Consider the following 20,296-nt stretch of genomic DNA (forward strand, 5'->3'; position numbering starts at 1 on the left):
GCTTACTGCGGCTGCTCCGGTCGTTCGACGATGAGACGTGCGCTGCGGTCGAAGGTTGCATAGGCCCAGGCCCAATCCAGGAAGACGACGATGCGGTTGCGAAAGCCGATCAGGAACCAGAGGTGGGCGAAGCTCCAGGCCAGCCATGCGAATGTTCCAGAAAGTCGGATGCGGCCGAAATCGGCGACGGCCGCCTTGCGGCCGATCGTGGCGAGGTTCCCGTCATCGCGGTAGGCAAAGGGCGGCACGCGGCGTCCTCGCAGTCCGGCGATGATCCGCCGGGCGACGTCGCGTCCCATCTGTTTGGCTGCAGGCGCGACGCCAGGGACGGGACGGCCGTCCGGCCCTCGAACGTTGGCGGTGTCGCCGATGGCGAAGATCTCGGGGTGACCGGGGATCGAGAGGTCGGCGGAAACCATTACGCGGCCGGCGCGATCGGCGGCCGCGCCGATCCAATCCGCTGCAGGCGAAGCCATGACGCCCGCGGCCCACACTTTCGTCGCCGCCTGGATCCGTTCTCCCGAGTGCAGGGTCACCCCTTCCTCGTCCATCGCGGCGACGGCATCGCCAAGCCGCACGATCACTCCGAGCGCCTGCAACTGGGCCTGCGCCGCTTGCGACAGGCCAGCCGGGAAGCTCGGCAGAACACGGTCGCCTGCTTCCACGAGGACGATCCGGGTTTCGGCGATATCGATGTTGCGGAAGTCGCTTGCAAGCGCCTTGCGGGCGAGCTCGGCGATTGCGCCGGCCATTTCCACGCCGGTCGGGCCGCCGCCCACGACGACGAAGGTCATCAGGCGCTGCCGCTCGGCGCCGCGATCACCGACCTCGGCCTTCTCGAAGGCGGTGAGAATACGCGCACGCAGCGCCGTTGCATCGCCGATCGTCTTCAGTCCGGGTGCGAACGCTTCCCAGCCATCATGGCCGAAATAGGCGTGGCGGGCACCGGTCGCGAGAACGAGAACGTCGTAGGACAGGGTTCGCGTGCAGGTCGTCACCGTCCGCGCCCGCGGATCGATCGATTGCACGGTCTCCATGTAGACGGTCGCGTTCTTCTGCCCCGACAGGATGCGGCGGATCGGGGTCGCGATCTGCGCCGGCGACAGCCCCGCCGTCGCCACCTGATAGAGGAGCGGCTGGAACAGATGGTGGTTGCGCCGATCCACGAGGGCGACCTCGACGGGCGCCTTCCTGAGCTCGATCGCCGCGTTGAGGCCGCCGAAGCCGCCCCCGATGATCACGATGCGCGGCTTTCGTCCGATCGCGCGGTCCACGCGCGCAGATGCGCGCTCGATCGCAGGAACTGGAGCCGCCGCGTCCGCATCAAGGCGCAACATGGTCACCTCCGGGAAAGGACGCGCGCGGCGATCGCGTCGATCGAAACCGCACCCGCACCGCGCACGAGGATCAGGGCGAGAAGTGCGAACCAAAGAAGGTGATCGCCCCAGTTCTCCGGAAAGACGAAAAGCTGGATGGTTGCCACCACCCCGATGAGCATCAGGGCGCCGAAGCGGGCGAAGAGGCCGAGCGCCAGCATCACCGATCCGGCGAGCTCGGCCGCCGTTCCCAGCACAGCGGCAATGTCCGGGTCGATGAGCGGCAGAGCGTACTCATAGGCGAAGAGCTGCCGCGTGACTTCCCAGGAAGCGAGCTTCGTCTGCGCCGAGTTCCAGAACACGTGGGCGACGGCAATGCGGCCCGTGAGCTGGACGGCCCAGAATGGAACGCGTTCGGGAAGCCGGGCGTATGTCGAAAGGCGTGCGGTCAAGGGTGCGTGAGACATGCGAATTTCAGCGGTGGTCATGAAAGCCTCCATGGATTGCGGAAAGGTCGGTTCCTTGCGTGATTGCGGTGACCAGCCCGTCGGAGAAGAGCCGGAACAGGCCGGCGCCAAGGTCGAATCCCGGTTCTTGCGCAAGCGCGCGTTCGGCGGCGCGGATCAGTCCCTGGCCGTGTGCGAGGGCGTGCCGTAGGGCAAACTCCGCCGCGCCGAGCAACTGGAAGCCGACACGGTCCCCTCTGCGCCAGACGGCGATTCGTTCGGACCCGGTTCCCGACGTCACCGCGGGATCGGCGGTGGCATCGTCCTGGTGGGCCGTCCATATCGAAAGAGCGGGCCGGTGGCAGAACAGCATCCGCAAGGATGGCTGCAGCCGTATGTCCGGTGCGGTCACCCTCATGGCGGCCGCGATCGAGGCGACCGGACAGGACGGCAGGACCGGCGCGTCGAGGGCCTCGGCGATCGCCCATTCGAGCCGCGCGGTCTCCGAGACGAAGGGCATCCGCTCGAGCCCTTCGAAGGTTCGGAGGAAGCGAGGAAACTCGGCGCCGTAGCGGACGAGCCGCGGCTCGACCGGCGGGAGATGGTGGATGAAGGCCGAGGCCGCGCGGCGGAAAGGACGCTCGCCGGCGAGCCGGACTGTCACCGGGAACACGCTCATCAGGGTCGCGGTCAGCGAGGAGACGGTGTTGTTGCGGTAGATGCGCATGCGCGCGACGGGATCGGCGCGGCCGGCCCAGAGCAGGCGGGCAATGCCTGCGGCATCCCCGGTGAGGACGGCGCCGGCGACGCGGCGCTGGAGCGTTTCAAGCGGCAGCACGGCGAACCCTCCCCATAGTCTCCCTGATCGGCCATGCGGCCGGGCGGATGGTCTGGAATGCGGTGAGGACCGGCAGGCGCACGGGGCTCGCCGCGAAGGGATTGTCGACGCACGCTGTCCACGACGGCGCGGGACGAGGCGCGGGTCTGCGGTTGCCGCGACGGGCCTCGAAGGCGATCGTCTCCATCAGGAGATCCGCCCACATGGCTTCTCCTAGCAGGACTTCCAGCGACGGCAGTGCGCTGTCCCACTCGATTAGTGTCGGGCGAGGGCCGGTCCGTCCGATGACGTGTGCATAGAGCGACCAAACGACCGGCGGAACGCGCGAGCCGTGATCGTCGATCAGGACGAGACCGAAATCGGTGTCCTTCCGGGCGTGTCCGGCGAGGTGGATTTCGCCGACCGCATCCATGGGGAGCTGCTCGAGAAAGGCGAGCGCGTCGAAATCGAGGTTTTTTGCCGAGACGTGGACGTTGTTGACGTCGAGCAGCAGGCAGCAACCCGTTCGCTTGACCAGTTCGGCCAGGAACTCGGCTTCGCTCATGGTCGATCCTTCCAGAGCGACATAGGCCGACAGGTTCTCGACCAGGATACGGCGGCCGAGCGTCTCCTGCACCAGGTCGAGGTTGCGGGCCACGATGGCGAGCGCCTCCTCGTCGTAGCGGAGCGGCAGGAGGTCGTTGAGGAACGCGCCGCCGGCCCGCGACCAGGCCAGGTGTTCTGAGACCAGTGCCGGCTGGAACCGGTCGCAGACGGCGCGCAGGCGGCCGAGGTGCCGACGATCGATGCCCGTGGCGCTGCCGAGCGAGAGTCCGACGCCGTGGACCGACAGCGGATAGGTCTCGCAAAGGCGTTCGAGGGCGGCGACGGCAGGCCCGTCGCCCATGTAGTTTTCGGCATGGATCTCGAGCCATCCCGCGGACGGACGACGGCTCAGCATTTCCCCGATATGGGGCGAGCGCAGGCCGATGCCGGCAGCGGCGGGGATCGAGAGGGGGATGGGCTGCTTCGGCATGGGATGTCCTCCTGGGGATGGCTCGAGAAACCGGTTCAGCTCTTCGGCTGATTGCTGCCGCCGGTCAGCTTGCCGCAGGTGCCGGCGGGCAAGTAGATCCAGGCGTCGACCTGGTCGTCCGCGGTCGAGGTGCCGGCGCAGGAATGCGTGGCGGTCTGGCAGTCGTTCTGCCCGGCCTTCACGACGCCGTAGCACTTCTCGAACTTGAAGCTCGGCTGCTCGGCAGGGCCGGCGAAAGCCGACGCGGCCGAAAGGGTGGCGGCCGCCGCGAATGCGGTGCCGATGATCGTCTTGGTGTCCAGCATGGTCTGCTCCGTTCGTTGGAAAAGGCGGGTTTGATGTCCCGTCAGGAAGACTTTCGTCGATCGCCGATCCGAACTGAAATGCCGCCTCGTCATCGTTTCGATAGGCGCGCCCTATCCGCTTCCACACGCGGAAAGGCCCTCCGGGATGGCGGTCCCGGAGGGCCTCTCAGAGCGGGCGCCAGGCGGCCGGCGCACCGCCGTCAGAGGTAGCGCGCCTCGATGTCGACGCTCGACCGCTGGCCGATGGCGTCATGGTTGCCGCGCAGCCATTCGTCCGCGCGCTCCCGGCCGCGATCGCGCAGATCGGTAAGCGCCTCCCAGTCGGCATTGAGCTTGCTCGCCACCGACAGCTTGCGCATCGCTTCGTCGTCGGAGATGCCGTGGACGAAGATCCGCTTCAGATCCATCGCGCCCGCGGCCTTCATGTCGATCAGCTTGGTGACGAAGGCGATGGCGCGCATTTCGCGCAGCAGCGACGAGTTGAAGCTGATCTCGTTGATGCGGTTGAGGATTTCGGTTGCGGTCTTGGGTACTTCCTCGCGCTCGATCGGGTTGATGTGAACGATCAGCACGTCCGGTGACGCAGAGGAATAGATCAGCGGGAAGATCGCCGGGTTGCCCATGTACCCGCCGTCCCAAAAAGCCTCTCCGTCGATTTCCACGGCCTGGAACAGGAACGGCAGGCATGCCGAGGCCATGATCGCATCGATCGAGATCGCATCGTTGTCGAAGACCTTTACCTTTCCGGTGCGGACGTTCGTGGCGCAGATGTGGAGCTTGATCGAGCAACGCGACTTGCGGATCGCGTCGACGTCGACTGAATCTTCGAGCACGCGGCGCAGCGGATTGAAGTTGAGCGGATTGAACTGGTAGGGCGACATCAGCCGGGTGACGAGGTCGAAGACGACGAAGGCCGGCGAGTGCTCGAGCGCGCGCGACCCTACGATGCGGTCGAGCGGGCTCGGCTGCAGCGGCCCGAAAGCGGCGGCGTGGCTGACTCGGCGCCAGAAATTCGCCAGCGCTTTCTGCGCGCCGCGGCGGCCGCCTTGGGTCATGCCATAGGCGAGCACCGCCGCGTTCATCGCGCCGGCGCTTGTCGCCACCACGCCTTCGAAAGACAGATGGTCTTCGTCGAGCAGCCGGTCGAGCACGCCCCAGGTAAAGGCCCCGTGCGCTCCGCCGCCCTGGAGGGCGAGGTTGAGCGTCTTCGGTTCCTGAATGACGGATACGGCAATCGTCCCCATCGGTTCGATCGCCTCTTGTTTTGCATGCATGTTCATGACCGTTTTCTCCCTGGCCTTATGAGACGGCGACTGACCTCAGTGCGCGGTCCAGCCGCCGTCCACCGGCAGGGCCGTCCCGGTGATGGACGAGGCTTCCTCGCCACAGAGGAAGACCGTCAGCGCGCCCATCTCCTCCACGGAGGCGAAGCGGCGCGTCGGCTGGTTCTTCAGGAAAACGTCGCGGATTACCTCGTCGCGGCCGATCCCGTGCGACTTCGCCTGGTCGTCGATCTGCTTTTCGACGAGGGGGGTCCACACATAGCCTGGGCAGATGGCGTTGCAGGTGATGCCGCTTTCGGCACCTTCGAGCGCCACGACCTTCGTCAGGCCGACGAGGCCGTGCTTGGCCGCCACATAGGCCGACTTGAACGGCGAGGCGATCAGTCCATGCGCCGAAGCGATGTTGACGATGCGCCCGAAACCACGCTGCCGCATGGGTTCGAACGTGGCCTGGATCAGGTGGAAGGCCGAAGACAGGTCGATCGCCAGGATCGCGTCCCACTTCGCGGGCGGAAACTCCGCTATGGGGGCGACGTGCTGGATACCGGCGTTGTTGACGACGATGTCGACCTGGCCGAACCGGGCGCTCGCCCGTTCCGCCAGACGCCGGATGGCTGCGGCATCGCTCATGTCCGCTCCGTCATAGGCGACGTCGACATCGTTGGCATCGGCGAGAGCGGTCCGGGTTTCCTCGATCTGCATGGGATCGCCGAACCCGTTTAGCATGACGGCAGCACCGGCACGGGCCAGCGCCTCGGCAATTCCCAGACCGATACCGCTGGTCGAACCGGTGACGATGGCGCTACGGCCTTCGAGCGGGCGACGCCCGGTCGCACGTTCGAGCGCCGCTTTGGCAAGAGTAAGCATCTTGGGTCTCCGTGAGAGTATCCGGCCCCGATGGCCGCTGCTCACAGACTGCGAGAATGCCTCTCAACAGGAAAATGCCGCCGTGCTATGAATTCGATGCGTGCATTGCATTGGAATGCGCTTGGTCGTGCGCGCAGGGTTCGGCCATGGACATTCACCACATCAGGTACTTCCTTGCCGTCTGCGAAACGCGCAATTTCACGCGTGCGGCAGAGCGCTGCAACGTTACCCAGCCCGCTCTTTCGCGGGCTATCCAGCAGCTCGAGGACGAGGTCGGCGGCCTGCTCTTCCGTCGCGAGCGCAACCTGTCCCATATCACCGATCTGGGCGCGCTCCTGCGCCCGCGTTTCCAGCAGATCCTCGACGAACTGATGGGCGTTCGCCAGGAGGCATCGCGCTTCCTGTGTCTGGAGGACGCCAACCTCAAGGTCGGGATCATGTGCACCATCGGGCCGCGCCGCTTCACCGGGTTGCTCGCCGATTTCCGCATGCGGCACGACGGTGTGCGCCTGCAACTCGTCGAGGGTGTTCCCAGCCGTCTGGCCATGCTCATCGAGAGCGGCGACATCGACGTTGCCCTGATGTCCTCCAACGAGGCCTTCCCGGAGCGTTTCGATGCCCGCCCGCTGTTTCGCGAACGCTTCATGCTGGCGTTCCCGGCCGGTCATCGCTTCACCGACATGGCAGCCATCCCCGTGCGGGAAGTCGGCGGCGAGAACTATCTCCGGCGGCTCAACTGCGAGTATCGCGATCACCTGTCGCATCTTTGCAGTGATCATGGGGCGACGCTTCACATCTCATACGAGAGCGAACGTGAGGACTGGATCCAGAACATGGTCGCTGCCGGACTCGGCATCTGCTTCATTCCCGAGTTTAGCGCCGTCATCCCCGGCCTCCACGTCCGGCCGGTGATCGAGCCGGAGGTGTGGCGCGAGGTTTGCCTCGTGACGATGGCCGGCCGCCGCTTCTCGCCGGCCGTCGCCGCCTTCGTCAGCGCGGTCCGGGCCTATGGCTGGCCATCAGGCACCGCGGCTGTGCCGCACAAGAGCGCAGCCTGACCATCAGCCTCTCCTTCCGTCCCAGTTTCCCACGTGGTTGCGATCGACGCGACGGATGACGCGTGACCGCCGGCGGAGCGATACGCCGCAGGTATCGAAACGAAAGGGACCCGGCATTTCCGCTCTCGATCGCGGCCGGCCACTCTGCTTCGCATGCCCCGCCTGAAGCGCCGGGCACTTCGCGAACGGAGAACACAGACATGAACGCATTCGCCAAACGCAACATCAACCCGCTGAAGCTCGCAGCCGCAGTCGCGATCGCTTCCGCAGCCATCCTCGCCGCCGCACCCGCCGGAGCCGGGGAATGCCCCGCCGACCAGGTGATGGCCGGCGCTACGAAGCCCGGTGCCACCATGCCGGCCGGGGTGACGGACGAGGTGCTCGCCAGCATCGACCTGTCGTCCAAAGGTGCGGAGTGGAAAGGCCACCTGCTGCGCATGCGCAAGCTCGTCGTCCAGCCGGGTGGCGTGGTCCCGTGGCACGAGCATTCCATGCGCCCCGCCAACATCCTGATCGCATCCGGCGCGATCACCGAGTACCGCAGTTCCTGCAAGGTTCCGATCGAGCACGTGGCCGGCGATGTCGCCGTCGAATTCGGCGACCTGGCGCACTGGTGGAAGAACAACGACGCGGCTCCGGCCGTCCTCTACTCGGCAGACATCCTCCCGCCCGAGATGACCGACGATCATACCATGTGATCGGCGCCCGAGCCTCTGCTCCTGCCACCACTTCTCCCGGGCCATCCCCGTTACAACGAACGGGGATGGCGCCTTTTCAATCTGGAGACATCCGATGACGACCCCTTTTCCACCGGCTTCCGGGCGGTTCCGCATGGCGGCGGCGGATGGCTGGCGCTACGGCGTGATCACGCTCATCGCCTTCCTCACGCTGGTCGATCTCTTCGCCGCACAGGCGATCCTGCCGTCGCTCGTCGAAGCGTTCGGCGTCAGCCGGGCGGCAATGGGCTTCGCTGTCAATGCGAGCACCTTCGGCATGGCGTTGGCGAGCCTCGGCGTGGCGTTCTTCGGTCGTTCGATCGATCGGCGAAACGGCATCTGGATCAGCCTCGTCGTGCTCGCCGTTCCCACCTCGCTTCTGGCTTTCACGCACGACCTGACCGTCTTCACCCTGCTGCGCGTGGCCCAGGGGCTCTGCATGGCGACCGCCTTCACGCTGACCATGAGCTACCTGGCCGAGCATTTCGAGCCGCGCGCCACCACCGGCGCGCTGGCGGCCTACGTCACGGGCAACGTGGCGAGCAACTTCTTCGGACGGCTGATGTCCGCCTCGCTGGCGGACACGTTCGGGCTATCGCCGACCTTTCTCGTTTTCGCCGCGCTGAACGTCGCCGGCGGTGTCCTGGTCCTTTCGACGCTGAAGGCGACCGAGCGCATGATGGGCGCTGGCGGCGGCACCACGCCGAGGCGGGACTGGCGGGAATGCCTCGGGAACCCGGCACTGCGATGGTCCTTCCTGATCGGCTTCCTCGTCCTCTTCGTCTTCATCGGCACCTTCACCTACGTGAACTTCCGGCTGACGGCCGACCCGATCGGGCTTTCGCCGATGGCGCTGGGGCTGGTCTATCTCGTTTTCTTACCGTCGATGGTCACCACTCCCCTGGCCGGCCGGCTGTCGGCCGCGAGAGGCCCGTCCGCCGCGATCGTATTCGGCCTCGGCGTGGCCGTTCTGGGCCTCCTGATGGCGCTCTCGCCGGTGCTCGCCGTGGCCTTGCCGGGACTGGCCCTGGTCGCGATCGGGACCTTCCTCGCCCAGGCGGTGGTCACCGGACATGTCGGGCGAACCGCAGGCGGCGCGCGCACCGCCGCGAGCGGGATTTATCTCGCGTCCTACTACGTGGGCGGGCTGGCAGGAGGCGTCGTGCTCGGCCAGGTCTACGACCGGGTCGGCTGGAGCGCCTGCATCGCGGTGCTGGTGGTCGCCACAGCTCTTGCCGCCGCCGCAGGCCTCCGCCTCGGCGCGCGGCCGCTCGCGGATCTTCGCGCCCATGAAAAGCCGGCATGAACACCGAACCCGATCGGCATTGGCGTCACGGGCGCCCGGCCAGCAGTCTCGGACATGCCCGCCGCCTCTGGCGGGCGGTCCCAAACACAAGGAGATGACCATGTTCAGATACACCTCGACTGCAATGGCGGCGCTCGTGATCGCGCTCGCCGGAACCGCGACGGCCGAGCCGATGGATTCGGCCGGCGTCGCAAAGGTCCGCAGCGCCCATTCCGTGCCGGAGACGGTCGAATTGATCCGGCAGGACGTGACCGAAAAAGGCATCACCTGGTTCGGCTCCATCGACCAGGCCGCGCTCGGCAATGCGGCTGGAAATCACGTGCTGCCGTCCACGCTCATCATGTTCGGCAATCCCGCCCTCGGAACCACCTTCGTGACGGCCAACCAGAAGGCCGGCCTCGACTGGCCGGTCCGCGTCCTCGTCTATCAGGACGAGACCGGAGCGGTCCTGGTTTCCTACACCCGGTTCGGCTGGATCGCCGAGCGCCATCACATCGAGAACCGGCAGGCGGAGTTCGCCATGGCGACCAAGGTCATCGAATCCGTGGTCGGCTCGGTCGAGGAGAAGTGACTCTGCGGAAAGAGAGGCAGGACAGCCGAGCAAACCTTGCGTCCTCGGCTACCCTCCATAGCCTCGAAGATCAGCTGAGCGCCAGTTCCGTCCGGGTTCTGTGGCCAGAGGCCGAGACGCTTAGGCACCGGGGTGAAGCAGGGAATCAGGTTCAACGCGGTGGCGAAGTCGCGTGTCTCCTTGGCTGTGTATGGGCTACCGTTGTCGGACAGGTGCTCGATCGGCTGCGGTGCGCGCGCCGAGTCAAAGCGCTTATCGACAGCTTCGAGCATCATGTCGCGGACATCCGAGCCGCTGATGCCGGCGCCGCTCAGGGCGGTCCAGGCAATGATCTCCCGATCGAAGGCATCGATGATGAACGCCATGCGGATGATCTCGCCGTTCCAGCAGGCGAACTCCAGTCCGTCGGAACACCAGCGCAGGTTCGAGCGCATGACCATCACCTTGCCGTCATGGACGCGACCCTCGCGCCGGCCGGTGCAAGGCTCCAGAAGCGGGGCGGCCTGGTGCATGATCCGGTGCACCCGCTTGCGGTTGGCGACCGGCAGCCCCTTGCGCGTCAATTCCCGGTTCACCAGCGCCGTGATTGGGCGCCACACCATTGCACCGCGCGACTGACGACACCGTCTCGCCCGGCTCGAAACTCTTCTCGATGATCCGCAGCTTCGCTTCCGTCGACCACTGCCGACGGCGCGCCACGCCCGTGATCACCGCGATGCGCTGATAGTCCTCGGACATAAGCCTATCCCCAAGCCTGTGCTTGAGCCTTTCTGCTTATGCCGGGTGTCCGGTCGAATTGGGGGGCAGTTCACTCGGCGACCCTCACGGCTTGGCATCACTTTTCTCGGTCAGGGCGGCTTTAACAAAATCCACCACGCGCGATCAGGTGGTCGGCTATGAATTACCCTCCAAGCATTAATCTGAAGACGAACCTGCGGTACTCTGCTGTACGAGGTCTTCCGCTCGACACCACCTTTGTGGTCAGGAGTCGCCACCGGCGCGGTAGCCGCCGCCCGCGGCGACACAAAGGGTTATGAAATTCAATGCTCGCTGCGCCTCGGCGCTCGCCAGGGACAGGCGCGCCTCGAACAGGGACCGCTCCGCGTCGAGGACGTCAAGAAAGGCCGAGGTGCCACCCGTGTAGCTTTCTCGCGCCAGGTCCAGCGCCTGCGAGTAGGCGTCTGCCGATTGGCGCAGCGCTTCGACCTGGCGCGTCTGGCGCTGCCAGGCGACCAGGGCGTTTTCCACTTCCCGGACGCCGTTGAGCACACTGTCCTTCCAGGCGAGATATTGCTCCCGTGCCTCGCTCTCGGCGAGCATGACCCGCGCCTTCCGCGCTCCGCCATCGAAGATCGGAATGTCGGCCACCGGCCCGAAGGACCAGGTCAGCAACTGGGTGGAACCACCGGTCGCGGCAGCCGCGACGGTTGCTGCCAGGGAGCCGCTCAGGGTGAGGCTGGGGTAGAGGTCAGCGGCCGCGACGCCGATCGACGCGCTCTTCGATGCCAGTTGCCGCTCCGCCGAACGGATGTCCGGCCGGTTGCGCAGGAGGTCTGCGGGTATGCCGCTCGAAGGCTGGAAGCGCGCCGCCGGGATGCGCGCGCCCTTCTTGATCTCCTCGAGAAAGGCGCCCGGCTGCTGCCCCGTCAGATAGGCGATCCGGTTGGCCGACTGATAGAAGGAGACCTCGTAGCCGGGCAACGATGCCTCGGCGATGTTCAGGGCGGCGAGCGTCTGCGCCACCTGCAGACCGCTGGACAATCCGATCGCCTGCTGCTCCCGCACCAGCGCAAGGGTTTCGCGACGCGACGCGATCGTGTCGCGCGCGATCGCCGCCTGCGCCTGGTAGAGGCGCAGATTGACATATTCCGTCGTGATTTCCGAAAGCAGGGTCAGCCGCGCGGTATCGGCGTTGGCGAAGGACGCGTCGAGGCTCGCGAGCGAGGCCTCGCGGTTCCGCCGATACTTGCCCCAGATATCGAGAAGCCAGGAGACGTCGAGCACCGTGCTGTTGGTCAGTTGCCGGTCATCGGCGGAAACGCCGGCAGATTTGCCGGTCGTGCCTTCGAACGTGCTGGAGGACGACCCCGACAGGCCGGGAACCGTGTCCGACTGGGCAATGTCCACATTGGCGCGGGCCTGCGCGATCCGCTCTAGCGCCTGGCCGACATCGAGATTTCCGGCCAGCCCGGAACCGACGATCCGGTCCAGCAGCGGATCCTTGAACGCGTGCCACCATCCGGTTTCCGGGGTGATCGGGCGGCCTGCGCCGGCGGCCGCGACATAGGCCGCATTCAGCGCGATGGCCCGCGGGGCATAATCCGGACCGACCGTGCACCCGGCAACCGAAGCCGACAGCACTAGGGCGATCACCCGCGTTGGAAAGGTCATTTTCTTATTCACCGGCCTTGGAGTGGAAGCGTGATCGGCATGATCTCGGACCGCGGCCTCAATGGCTCCGCCTCGACCAGAGCCGCAGCGCGAAGCGTTCGAAGTCATCGATGAAGGTGAAGACCATCGGAATGACCAGCAGGCTCAGCAGCGTCGACGTGATCAGCCCGCCGATCACCACCACGCCCATCGGCTGACGGAAGCTCGGGTCGCCATCGACAAGACTGAGCGCTGCCGGAAGCATGCCGCCCGCCATGGCGATCGTCGTCATCAGGATGGGGCGCGATCGCTTGTGACAGGCGTCGATCAGGGCGTCGATCCGGTCCATACCGCCGCGGCGCGCTTCGATCGCATACTCCACCAGCAGGATCGAGTTCTTCGACACGATCCCCATCAGGAGCAGCAGGCCGATGACCGCGGGCATGGAGAAGCTGGTGCCGGACAGGACGAGCGGCATGAGCGCGCCGCCCAGGGCCAGTGGCAGGGCCATCAGGATCGTCAGCGGCTGCAGGAAGTCGTGGAACAGGAGCACGAGCACGGCGTAGACGCAGAAGATGCCGATCGCCATCGCGGTGGCGAAGCTCGTAAACAGTTCGCTTTGGCGCTTCAGATCGCCCTGTTCAATGAAGTCGACGCCGTTCGGCAGGTTCTGGTAGGCTGGCAGTTCCTTCGCTTCCGCCAGCACATCCGACAGGTTGCGACCGTTGAGCTCGATGGTGATAGATATGTTGCGCGATCGATCGAGGCGGTTGATCTTGCTGGGACTGGAGCCGATCGAAATGTCGGCGATCGTTCCGAGCGTCACCAGGCCGTCGGTCGCCGACACGGGAATGAGCGAGATCTCGTCGAGGGACTCGCGATTGTCGGTCGAGAGCATCGCCCGGATCGGAACCTGGCGCTCCGGCAGGTTGAGCTGCGACAGCGCCGAATCATAGGCCCCCGCGGTCGCGAGCCGAACCGCGTCCGCGATGGCTTCTGAGGTCACGCCGAGCGAGGCTGCCCGCGCGAGATCGGGGCGAATGACGACTTCCGGAGATTGCAGGGAAGCCGACGAGGTGACGTTGCCGATCCCCGGGATCGTCCGCACGGCCGTTTCGAGAGTGTCGGCTGCCTCCTGCAGGGCAGCAGCGTCGTCGCCGGCCAAGGTGAGCTGCAGCTCCGTACCGTTACCGCCCGAGCCGACTTCGATGCGAACGCCGGGAATCGCCTCCAGCGCCTTGCGCAGGTCGGCTTCGATCTCGGACTGGGTGATGTCGCGGTCGTCAATCGGCGTCAGGTCGACCACCAGGGTCGACGAGGTAACGGAACTGGTGCTGCCGCCGCCACTCGGGCCGCCGCCGGTCGAGGCGCTTCCCGAGGCCTGGAAGACGGAGCGGACATTGTCGACGCCGGCGACGATGATGCTGGCCTCGAGCGCGACCTCGTCGGTCTGCTCGAGCGTCGATCCGGGCTGCGTGGTGATCGTGACCTGCGTCTGGCTGTTGTCCGAGGCCGGAAAGAAGCCCGTCGAAAGTTGACCGACGATGGCATAGGTGGCGATGAAGAAGATCACCACGGCCGTGAACGGGATCCAGCGATGGCGCAGCGAGCCGCGGACCACGGCGAGATAGACGCGCATGATCCGCCCGTCTTCCGTCGCATGGTTGCCCGTGGCGCTCATCATGTAGGCGGCCATCATTGGGGTCACCAGCCGGGCGACGAGCAGCGAGAACAGGACCGCCACCGAAGCGGTGATGCCGAACTGCTTGAAAATGATGCCGGGTATGCCGCCCATGAAGGCGGTTGGCAGGAAGACGGCGACCAGCGCCATCGAGGTCGCGATCACCGCCAGGCCGATTTCGTCCGCCGCCTCCATCGCCGCGTCGAAGGGCTTCTTGCCCATGTTGAGGTGCCGCTCGATGTTTTCCACCTCGACGATCGCATCGTCGACCAGGATGCCGACGACCAGCGACAGGGCGAGCAGGGTGACGGTGTTCAGCGAGTAGCCGAGATAGTCCATCACCAGGAATGTGGGGATGATCGACAGGGGCAGCGCGACCGCGGCAAGCAGCGTCGCCCGCCAGTCGAAGAGGAACAGGAAGACCACAACGATGGCGATCGCGGCGCCTTCGTAGAGCATGTGCATCGAGGCTTCGTAGTTCTGTTCGGTCGGCAGGATGGTGCTGTAGGCCTCCTCGATCGTCACCTGCGGATTGGCGCTCGCGAACTCGGCCATGGCTTCGCGCACGGATTCCGTCACGGCGAGGTCCGAATACCCCTTAGAACGCTTGATCTGGGCAGCAATAACCGGCTTGCCATTGAGATAGGCCAGCGAGGAGCGGTCCGCGTGGGTATCGACGACATCGCCGATCTCGTCGAGCCGCACCCAGCCGCCATTGGGCAAGGGGATCGGGATTTCACGGAGTTCGGCGACCGTATCGACGGCCGCCAGGGTGCGGACCGATTGGGCGTTTCCGTTGATCTCGGCTTCGCCGCCCGACATGTCGGACTGGACCTGGTTGATCCGCTGGTTGATGATGTCGACCCCGACGCCGAGACCGGTCAAAAGGTCCTCGTTGAGTTCGACATGGATTTCCCGGTCGATGCCGCCGAGCCGGCCCACCTCGCCAACGCCATCGACCTTCATGACGGCGCGTTCCATGTCGTTGTCGATGAACCAGCTGAGTTCCGCCTCGTCGAGCTTGTCCGAACTGACGACATAGGTGACGAGCGGCGAGCCGTTGAGATTGACCTTCGAAACGGTCGGCGCATCCATCTCATCCGGCAGGTCGGAGCGGGCTTCGTCCACCGCGTTCGAGACTTCGTCGAGCGCGGTCTGCGAATCCTTGCCGACCTGGAAAGCAACGGAGATGGTGACCGAGCCGTCGGTTATCGTCGTCGTGACCGAATCCAGCATCGACATGCCGGTCAGCTGGTCCTCGATCCTTCTGGCGACCTCGGTCTCGAGTTGCGCCGCAGCGGCGCCTTCCAGGCTCGCGCTGATCTGGATCGTCGGCAGGTCCATATCGGGGAAGTTCTGTACGTCCAGCCTACCGAAGGCCATCAGCCCGGTAATCGTCAGCAGGACGAATGCGAGGATGGGCGGAACCGGATTGCGGATGGCCCAGGCGGAAAAATTCATTGCCCGGTATCCTCTCCGCTCGAGGCCGCAGCGTCATCCGACGCCGATGCCGCGCCGGCCGCACCGGCTGCATTGTCATCCGCCTCCCTGGCGGACACGAGACGCACCACGGATCCGTCGGCAAGGAAGGCGCCCCCTGCCTTGACCAGCGTCTCGTTGCCTTCGAGTCCGGACGTGATCTCGACGCGATCGCCGTTGCGTCGCCCGGTCTCGACCCGTTTGCGACTGACGGTCGTCGGCGAGCCGTCCACGATCACGTAGACATGGGAGAACCCGTCGCGCAGCGTGATGGCGGAACTCGGCACATTGATCGCCGAGCTGGTCCCGACATCGAAATAGCCGCTGACGAAGATGCCGGTCTTGGGGTTGGGATGGTCTCCATCCGGCGGAACGAGCGAGACGTAGGCCGTCACCCGGCCGGTCTTTTCGGATGCGGTCGGCGCGATCTTGCGCACACTGCCCTCGACATCGCCGATGGGTGTGGGGATGACGGCGCGAGTGCCTTCGGCGACATGACGCAGCTGCTTGAGCGGGATTTCCGCCTGCCATTCGATCCGGCTCTGGCGGATCAGCTTGAACAACTCGTCACCGGTCGCAACGACGTCCCCCAGCGAAGCCGAGCGCGCAGAAATGGTGCCGTCATCGACCGCCAGTATCCGCGTGTGTTCGAGATCGACGCGTGAGGAGGCGAGCGCGGCTTCGGCCGAATCCAGATCGGCTTGCGCTTTCCGTTCAGCCACCAGGTATTCGGTGATCTGCTGGTCGGTCGCCGCCCCCGAGCCTTTGAGTTTCCGCGCCCGATCGCCGTTGGCCTTCGCCTCGTCGAATGCCGCGCGGGCCGATTCAAGATCGGCTTCCCGCTGCTGCACTTCGCTTTCGATCTTATCGCTGGAGAGTTTCGCCAGTTCCTGCCCGGCCTTCACCGTATCGCCGACTTCGCCATTGACGGATGTGATGCGCTGCCCGGAAATCTCCGCCGAGATCACCGCTTCCTGCCATGCGGCAAGCCAGCCATTGGCCGGAACCGTTTCTGCCCAGTCGTCGGTGGTCGGGCTGGTCGCCTCCACCGTAAGCGCGGCGGCGGCGGCATTCGAGCCGGCGCCATCTTCTCTCGTCTCCTGCGCGAAGGACGAACCAGGGCAGAGGAGGGTCAGCAAGACCAGGGCTCGCAAGAATGTCTGCATGGCGGGAAGGTCTTTTCGGGTTGACGCCCCGGTCTGTCCGACCGGTCGGGCCAACCCCTAGCGCGGTTGCGTGTTAAGATGTGTCAAGCTGGGTAAACTTGGGAAAATCCGGTCGTCTGACTGCCTGGACTGCTCTAGAAGAAGCGCCAGGAGGCTATCGGATGGCGAATGTTCTGCTCGTCGACGACGATGTCGATCTCGGCAAGCTCATTTCCGAATACCTGACCGAGGAAGGGTTCAACGTCTTCCACCAGGTAAACGGGCGCGACGTGCTCGCCATCGTCGCGGAGCACCGGATCGACGTCATCATCCTCGACATCATGCTGCCGGGAATGAACGGCATCGAGATCCTGCGCCGCATCCGCCGCGTCGACAACATTCCCGTCCTCATGATGACCGCGCGCGGCGACGAGGTAGACCGGATCGCCGGACTGGATCTCGGCGCCGACGATTACCTCGCCAAGCCCTGCTCTCCCGGCGAACTCGCCGCTCGGCTTCGCGCCATCCTTCGTCGCGCCATGAGTTCGCGAGTCGGCTCTGCCGATACGATCGAAGTTGGCGATCTGCTCATCGATCCGAGGGCGCGCAAGGCTATTTGGAAGGGCGCAATGCTCGCTCTAACCGGATCGGAATTCAACCTGATGGAAGCCCTCGCCTCGCGGCCCGGACAGGTCGTCAGCCGTGGAGAACTCTGCGAACTCGGTCTCGGACGCCCGCTGACGCGCTTCGAGCGCACCATCGACGTCCACATGTCGTCGATCCGCCAGAAGATGGGGCTGCTCGCCGACGGACGCTCTCCCATCGTCAACGTTCGCGGTCAGGGCTACCAACTCGTAACGGGGTAGCCGATGATTGCGCGGTTCTTCAGCTACATCCTGGGTGCGATCGTTCTCAACATCGTCGTGGTGTTGGCGCTGGTTCTGCTGCTCGACCTGCCTCCGCCGGGAAACGGGCGGGCAAAGGGTGCTCAACCCTATCTCCTTGAACTCCTGAAAAAAGCGCATGATCAGGGGACGGACGTAACAGCGCTTGAACCGGTTGCGATATCCGAAGATCCCTCGGTCGAGTTCGTCATCCGGCAGGTCACCCCACAGAGCGAAGCCTGCAGCGCGCACCAGACGATCGCGATCCTGGATGACGGCGACTGCCTGGTCATCGAAATGACCGCACCGACGCCTCGGCTGTTTGCACGGATCGAACCGGTCATCCTGCCGCTGGCCATCGGCTTCCTCGTCAGCATTCTTGCCGCATTACTGCTCGCGAAACGCTTCTTGCAGCCGATGCAGGTGATCGCCGACGGGCTGGACCAGCTCGCCGCAGGGCGGTTCGACGAACGTGTCTCGGGGAGACTGGGAAACTCCGACCGGGCTTTCCGAAAACTCGGCGCGCTCGTCGATGAGGCATCGGAGCGCCTGCAACGCCTCAACCGCGACCGCGAACGGCTGTTTCACGACATCTCGCATGAAATTCGCTCACCGCTTGCCCGTCTGCAGGTCGCGCTCGGGATCGTTCGCAGATCGCCCGCCCGCATCGATGGCCTGCTTCCGCAGCTTGAAGCGGACATCGAGAGGATGGACCGGTTGGTCGACGAGATCCTGATGCTTGCACGCATCGACCGGAGCAGCCATCAGCCGATGGACTTCGGACCGATCGACCTGCTCGATATCCTCGATCCGATCATCGCCGATGCCAATTTCGAAGGCGCCGAGCGCTCGGTCACTTGTCGCTATGAAGGGATAGACGGGATCCACATCGACGGCTCAGCGGAGCTCATCTATCGCGCGCTGGAGAACGTCATTCGCAACGCGATGCGGCATACGGAGGAGAGCACGGAAGTCGTTGTCGCGGGCAGCGAGGAAGGTGGTACCTATTCCATCACCGTCCGGGACCATGGTCCTGGCGCGGCCGAAGACGACCTGATCCATCTCACGGAGCCATTCTACAGGGCGAACTCGGATACGCGCTCGGGTGCAGGCCTGGGGCTGGCGATCGCACTCCACGCGGCGCATCTGCATCAGGGCTCGATTTCCATTTCCAACGAGCCCCGCGGCGGTTTGTGTGTATGCCTCACCCTGCCAAGAAGGTTAGCTGACTGAAATGCGCCCCTGCGGATGGCGGGATCGAGCATGCCAGACAGCAGGGGTAAGCGTTACGTGGATGGGGAACTTAACCGAGTGCTTCCAAACGTCTGAGAAGGCACGTGCGCGACGTAGGACAATGGAAAACCGTTCGGGAATGCGAATTAGCCTGCCAGTCGCGCGGCAGGTTGCCGCTGGCAATACGCATGTTCGCTTCCGGCGTCTTCTCGCCCGAAAGCAGTCGGTCGGCAAACCGCCCCAAATCGCTAAGGACTCGTTGGCCGAACGTCGGCATTCTCACGTTGTCGCCCATAACCGGACAGTCCGCAGTCGGCCCCGATCCTGCCTGACGGCAGCGCGCCCGGGGTCTACGCAGAATCTCGCCTGCTCACGATCATCTGAGGGCGACGGTAGCGGCTGCGGTGCCGGCCACCGAGCCGAAGGCGATCGCCGTCAGCAGGCCGTTGCCCGATAGATACCCCGACACTTGCGGCCCCGACACGCCACAAGCGGCGCCGCCCGCGGCGAACAGATTGGCGAAGGCGGCGCCGTCGCCACGCAGGACCCGCGCATCGTCGTCGATCATCAGGCCGCCCTGGGTGTGGAACAGCGCGCCCGTCACCTTGACCGCGTGATATGGCGGCGCGAGTGGCGCGACGCTGGTGAAATCACGCCCGAAAGGATCGGCCGTCCGGCCCAGGCGGCAGTCTTCGATCGCGGCCAGCGAGGCCGCCAGGCCTGCTTGCGGCAATCCCGTCGCTGCCGCGAGGCCGATGACGTCGGGCGCCGCGCGTATCGCGCCGGCTTTGTCTGCCTCCGCATAGTCCGGAAAGGCCAGGGCAAACTCGTGGATGGTGCAGTCGTAGATGTTCCACGCGATGGCACCCGGCTGCGCCAGCACATGCACTGCCTGCTCCGAGTAACCGCCGCTCTCGTCGGAGAAGCGCTCGCCGGTCATGTTGACTTGGATCCCGCCGCGCATCATTAGCGCCCACGAGATCAGGATGCCGTGAGGATGGGCGAGCGAGCCATGGCCTTGGTAGCCGGAGAGATGATCCAGCCGGGCGCCGAGCGCCTCGCCCCACAGGAGCGCATCGCCGGTGTTGCCCGCGTGTCCGTAGTAGAGCCCGCCGGCGATCTCCGGAATATGCCTGGCGACAAGCTCGGCATTGCCGCCGAAGCCGCTGCAGGCGAGCACCAGCGCCTTGCAGCCGATCACTTCGGTCGCGCCGTCGGGCCGTGCGATCTCGACCGCCTCGACCCGGTCTGGCGCGCTCACGAAGAGCCGCGTTGCGCGTGCCCCGGTGACGATGGTGACGCCGGCGGCCTCGGCTGCCGCGAGCAGGCGGGCGTGCAACGCCGCACCGGTCTTCTCCGGAACCGCATGCATGCGGTGGCGTGCATGGCCAGGGTACAGGAAATCGTCGAGCACGATCCATTCGATGCCGTGCGCGTCGGAAAGCCATTCGATCGCGGGGCCGATGGCCGTCGCGGCAAGACGTGCCAGAAGGGGCGAGGAGGCGCCATGCGACTTCGCCATGATGTCGGCCTCGAAAAGCTCCGGCGTGTCGTCCCGAACGCCGATGGCGCGCTGAAAGCGGGTCGAAGGCGCGGGCACGAAGCCGGACGACATGGCGGTCGAACCGGACGGCGAGGCGTCGCGCTCCAGCACGATCACATCGGCGCCCGCAGCCCGCGCGCGCAGCGCCGCCACGAGGCCGCAGGCTCCCGCACCGACGATCACGACATCGGCCGATGCGTCCCGTCGCGGCGTCGCATCCCAGATCACGACGGCGGCCAT

General features: G+C 65.5%; 18 protein-coding genes and 1 pseudogene. 7 read left to right on the plus strand and 12 right to left on the minus strand.

The genetic code is table 11. From position 1 onward, the window contains the following. Nucleotides 1–2: 2 nt before the first annotated feature. From ABGN05_RS21730 to ABGN05_RS21760, 7 genes are all read right to left on the minus strand, one after another. Nucleotides 3–1,337, minus strand: coding sequence for an NAD(P)/FAD-dependent oxidoreductase (locus ABGN05_RS21730; RefSeq protein ID WP_367956146.1), 1,335 nt, complete (start codon nucleotides 1,335–1,337; stop codon nucleotides 3–5). 2 nt (nucleotides 1,338–1,339) lie between these two features. Further along, nucleotides 1,340–1,804, minus strand: coding sequence for a DoxX family protein (locus tag ABGN05_RS21735; RefSeq protein WP_367956147.1), 465 nt, complete (start codon nucleotides 1,802–1,804; stop codon nucleotides 1,340–1,342). Continuing rightward, complete coding sequence (locus tag ABGN05_RS21740; protein WP_367956148.1) at nucleotides 1,791–2,600, minus strand: HvfC/BufC family peptide modification chaperone; 810 nt, start codon at nucleotides 2,598–2,600, stop codon at nucleotides 1,791–1,793. Before ABGN05_RS21740 ends, ABGN05_RS21735 begins: the two co-directional genes overlap by 14 nt. Continuing rightward, nucleotides 2,587–3,615, minus strand: a complete 1,029-nt coding sequence (gene bufB, locus ABGN05_RS21745; RefSeq protein WP_367956149.1) for an MNIO family bufferin maturase — start codon at nucleotides 3,613–3,615, stop codon at nucleotides 2,587–2,589. The genes ABGN05_RS21740 and bufB overlap by 14 nt, the downstream gene beginning before the upstream one ends. A gap of 35 nt (nucleotides 3,616–3,650) precedes the next feature. After that, on the minus strand, nucleotides 3,651–3,920 hold the full coding sequence (locus ABGN05_RS21750; RefSeq protein ID WP_367956150.1) for a BufA1 family periplasmic bufferin-type metallophore: 270 nt from the start codon (nucleotides 3,918–3,920) through the stop codon (nucleotides 3,651–3,653). 200 nt (nucleotides 3,921–4,120) lie between these two features. After that, complete coding sequence (locus ABGN05_RS21755; protein ID WP_373695975.1) at nucleotides 4,121–5,200, minus strand: patatin-like phospholipase family protein; 1,080 nt, start codon at nucleotides 5,198–5,200, stop codon at nucleotides 4,121–4,123. 39 nt (nucleotides 5,201–5,239) lie between these two features. Then, nucleotides 5,240–6,070: a 3-hydroxybutyrate dehydrogenase gene (locus ABGN05_RS21760; RefSeq protein WP_367956151.1), complete on the minus strand. Its 831-nt coding sequence runs from the start codon at nucleotides 6,068–6,070 to the stop codon at nucleotides 5,240–5,242. A gap of 146 nt (nucleotides 6,071–6,216) precedes the next feature. Here ABGN05_RS21760 and ABGN05_RS21765 point away from each other — a divergent pair, with 146 nt between their 5' ends. From ABGN05_RS21765 to ABGN05_RS21780, 4 genes are all read left to right on the plus strand, one after another. Continuing rightward, nucleotides 6,217–7,128, plus strand: coding sequence for a LysR family transcriptional regulator (locus tag ABGN05_RS21765; protein ID WP_367956152.1), 912 nt, complete (start codon nucleotides 6,217–6,219; stop codon nucleotides 7,126–7,128). A gap of 200 nt (nucleotides 7,129–7,328) precedes the next feature. Next, the gene (locus ABGN05_RS21770; protein ID WP_367956153.1) at nucleotides 7,329–7,826 is read left to right on the plus strand and encodes a cupin domain-containing protein; all 498 of its coding nucleotides are present in this window, start codon (nucleotides 7,329–7,331) and stop codon (nucleotides 7,824–7,826) included. A gap of 94 nt (nucleotides 7,827–7,920) precedes the next feature. Next, the gene (locus ABGN05_RS21775) at nucleotides 7,921–9,150 is read left to right on the plus strand and encodes an MFS transporter (RefSeq protein WP_367956154.1); all 1,230 of its coding nucleotides are present in this window, start codon (nucleotides 7,921–7,923) and stop codon (nucleotides 9,148–9,150) included. A 100-nt stretch (nucleotides 9,151–9,250) separates the two neighbouring features. After that, on the plus strand, nucleotides 9,251–9,721 hold the full coding sequence (locus tag ABGN05_RS21780; protein ID WP_367956155.1) for a DUF302 domain-containing protein: 471 nt from the start codon (nucleotides 9,251–9,253) through the stop codon (nucleotides 9,719–9,721). 125 nt (nucleotides 9,722–9,846) lie between these two features. Here the strand turns inward: ABGN05_RS21780 and ABGN05_RS21785 are convergent. Next, a pseudogene (locus ABGN05_RS21785) lies at nucleotides 9,847–10,314 on the minus strand (DDE-type integrase/transposase/recombinase); the annotation flags it as partial. An 8-nt stretch (nucleotides 10,315–10,322) separates the two neighbouring features. Between ABGN05_RS21785 and ABGN05_RS30285 the strand changes: the two are divergent. Then, entirely contained in the window at nucleotides 10,323–10,445 is a 123-nt protein-coding gene (locus ABGN05_RS30285; protein ID WP_507237409.1) for a hypothetical protein, read from the plus strand. Nucleotides 10,446–10,702: 257 nt separating this feature from the next. Here ABGN05_RS30285 and ABGN05_RS21795 read toward each other — a convergent pair whose 3' ends face one another. Genes ABGN05_RS21795 through ABGN05_RS21805 form a run of 3 tightly spaced genes read right to left on the minus strand, consistent with a single transcriptional unit; the run spans nucleotide 10,703 to nucleotide 16,390 of the window. Then, nucleotides 10,703–12,112 carry an efflux transporter outer membrane subunit gene (locus tag ABGN05_RS21795; RefSeq protein WP_367956156.1) on the minus strand — a complete coding sequence of 470 codons (1,410 nt, stop codon included), beginning with the start codon at nucleotides 12,110–12,112 and terminating at the stop codon, nucleotides 10,703–10,705. A gap of 58 nt (nucleotides 12,113–12,170) precedes the next feature. Further along, nucleotides 12,171–15,233 (minus strand): efflux RND transporter permease subunit, encoded by a 3,063-nt coding sequence (locus ABGN05_RS21800; RefSeq protein WP_367956157.1) that lies wholly within the window; start codon nucleotides 15,231–15,233, stop codon nucleotides 12,171–12,173. Then, nucleotides 15,230–16,390: an efflux RND transporter periplasmic adaptor subunit gene (locus ABGN05_RS21805; RefSeq protein ID WP_367956158.1), complete on the minus strand. Its 1,161-nt coding sequence runs from the start codon at nucleotides 16,388–16,390 to the stop codon at nucleotides 15,230–15,232. The genes ABGN05_RS21800 and ABGN05_RS21805 overlap by 4 nt, the downstream gene beginning before the upstream one ends. A gap of 188 nt (nucleotides 16,391–16,578) precedes the next feature. Between ABGN05_RS21805 and ABGN05_RS21810 the strand changes: the two genes are divergently transcribed. Then, on the plus strand, nucleotides 16,579–17,262 hold the full coding sequence (locus ABGN05_RS21810) for a response regulator transcription factor (RefSeq protein WP_367956159.1): 684 nt from the start codon (nucleotides 16,579–16,581) through the stop codon (nucleotides 17,260–17,262). Between the two features lie 3 nt (nucleotides 17,263–17,265). Beyond that, on the plus strand, nucleotides 17,266–18,513 hold the full coding sequence (locus ABGN05_RS21815; protein ID WP_367956160.1) for a sensor histidine kinase: 1,248 nt from the start codon (nucleotides 17,266–17,268) through the stop codon (nucleotides 18,511–18,513). A 376-nt stretch (nucleotides 18,514–18,889) separates the two neighbouring features. Here ABGN05_RS21815 and ABGN05_RS21820 read toward each other — a convergent pair whose 3' ends face one another. Continuing rightward, nucleotides 18,890–20,296: an FAD-dependent oxidoreductase gene (locus tag ABGN05_RS21820; protein WP_367956161.1), complete on the minus strand. Its 1,407-nt coding sequence runs from the start codon at nucleotides 20,294–20,296 to the stop codon at nucleotides 18,890–18,892.

The sequence above is a fragment of the Aquibium pacificum genome (genome assembly GCF_040839445.1).
Classification (GTDB): Bacteria; Pseudomonadota; Alphaproteobacteria; order Rhizobiales; family Rhizobiaceae; genus Aquibium; species Aquibium pacificus.